Annotated in this window: 2 protein-coding genes; both read left to right on the top strand. The window is 68.8% G+C overall.

The window, feature by feature from the left end; translation table 11 throughout:
- Window positions 1-541, top strand: a 541-nt coding sequence (locus LzC2_RS21165; protein WP_206678859.1) for a sigma-70 family RNA polymerase sigma factor, incomplete at its 5' end; no start/stop codon positions are given.
- A partial coding sequence (locus tag LzC2_RS21160; protein WP_171190005.1) for a LamG-like jellyroll fold domain-containing protein occupies window positions 538-2,301 on the top strand: 1,764 nt, incomplete at its 3' end. The genes LzC2_RS21165 and LzC2_RS21160, both read left to right, overlap by 4 nt.

The following is a 2,301-nucleotide window of genomic DNA, read 5'->3' as shown; positions in this document are numbered from 1 at the left end:
CCCCGACGCCCCGCCCCCGGATCCGATGTCGACGACCGACTTCATCGCGCAACTCACCGGGAGCCAAAGTCGGCTGTACGCTTATATCCTGTCGCTGGCGTTGGACCCGACCGAGGCGGAAGACGTGCTTCAGCAGACGAACACGGTCCTCTGGGAGAAGGCCGATCAGTACGAGCCGGGCACGAACTTCATCGCGTGGTCGTTCCGCGTGGCGTATTACGAGGTGCTCGCCAGTCGGAAGAAGCGTCAGCGGGAGAAACTGGTCTTCGACGACGCCCTGTTGGGGGATCTCGCCGCCCGGGCGGAGCGGCTCGACGAACGGTATCCGGAGCGGCAGAAGCGGTTGCGCGCCTGCCTGGAGAAGCTGAACGATCGGCAGCGGACCTTCGTGGGGCTTCGCTACGGAACGGAGCGTTCGCTGGAACAGATCGCCGACGACGCCGACCTCACCGTCAATGCGTTAAAACAGTTGCTGTTCCGCGCCCGCTCCTCCCTCATTCGGTGCGTGAACGCCGGCCCCGCGATCGAAGGGCTCTCATGACCGACGACCGTCGTCCCCCCTCCAGCGACGAACCGGCCGGCCCCGCCGACCCGGCCCCGCTCGACCCGAGCCGCGACGATCTGCGCCGGCTCGAGCGGGAACTCGTCGACTTGCTGGAAGCGCAGTTCAACGGCCCCGCGGACGACGCCCGCATGCGTCGAATCGCGGCCCTGCTGAAGCGCGCGCCGGACCTGCGAGACGTCTATACGGAGTACTGCCAATTGCACGCCATGCTCGCCTGGGAGCACGGCACGCTGGAGCGGACGCCCTTTGAAGCGACGCCCGCCGATGCGGACGCGATCGGCCCGATCGCGATCGTGCGCCGCATCGAACGTTGGCGGGCCCTCGCTCTCGTCGCGTCGCTGCTGTTGGCCTGCTCGCTGGTCTGGTCGATCTCTCAGGAGTTCCGCAGGCCGGCCGAAGCGGTCGCCGGCCCCCCGGCGGCGCCGAGTTCCGTCGCCGCCACGGCCCTCGGCCCGGCCGTGGGTCAGATCGAAAGCAGCCGCGGCGCGGAGCTGTTCGGCGGCGGCGACGCGGTCCCCTCCCTGCCCGGGAATGCGATTCGAATCGGCGGATACCGGCTCTCCCGGGGCTTTATGCAGTTGGCGTTGCCCCAGGGCGTCCGGGTCACGATCGCCTCCCCCGCGAGCTTCCGCGTCGATTCCGGTCGCCGATTGTATCTGGAAACCGGTCGCCTCTCCGCGGTCGTGCCGGAGAGCGGCGTCGGGTTCGCCGTGGAGACCCCCACGATCGATCTCGTGGATTACGGAACCGAGTTCGCCGTCGACGTCTCCACGGATCGGACCAGTGAAATCCATGTGTTCGACGGCGTCGTGGAAGTGGACGCGAAAGGCGCCCCCGCCGGTATGCCCGGGGTTCGCCTCACCTCCGAACAGGCGACCCGCGTCCCCGGCTCCTCCCGCATTCCGGAGGGCATCGACATCGACCACGACCGCTTCGTTCGCCGCCTGGACGAAACGACGGGCCTCGACACGGCGTACATGAAGCTGATCGAACGATTGAAGCCGGAGACGCTGCTCGGCATGGCCCCGTCGCCGAACGGCGCCACGTTGGAAGACCGCGGATCGAACCGCACGGACGCCCGCGTGATCTCCGGGACGATGTCCGCTCCACCCTTCAAACCGGGTCGGGTCGGCGGGGCGCTGGATCTGGGCGGTCCCGGGACGAACGCCTACGCGATCCTCCCCGACTACCGACCGGCGCCGTCCGCGGCGTTGACCGTCTGCGCCTGGGTGAAGGCGGACGCCCGCCCGCGGTGGGCGGCGATCGCGAAGCATTGGGACGTCGAGTTCTCGGAAGACCGAACCCGCTATCTTCGCTCCGGCGGACAGTTTCACTTCGGTCTGCACGAGGACGACGGCGACCTCGAAGTGCAGGTCCGGGACCGGGCGGGCGAGGTCGTCGGCATCCGCGAGGGCACGCGGTTGCCCATCGGCGTCTGGCAACACGTCGCCTTCGTCGTGGACGGCGACCGACTGCGGCTGTATCGAAACGGCGTGGAGGCGGCCTCGACGGAGTGCGACGGACTGGCGATCGACGGCCCGCCGCACGTGGGCATCGGCGCGAAGCTGCAGGCCGACGCCCCCTACCCGGACGAATACAACCCCGGATATTGGCACGGCCGCATCGACGAGTTGTCGATTTTCCACGCGGCGCTGTCGGCGGAAGAGATCGCCGCGTTGTACGCCGCCCCCCTCGTCGACATCCTGCCCCCCGTCGACATCCTGCCGCCCCTTGAC

The organism is Alienimonas chondri (assembly GCF_013036045.1).
In the GTDB taxonomy this organism is placed as follows: Bacteria; Planctomycetota; Planctomycetia; order Planctomycetales; family Planctomycetaceae; genus Alienimonas; species Alienimonas chondri.
This window is presented reverse-complemented; position numbering and strand designations above follow the sequence as displayed.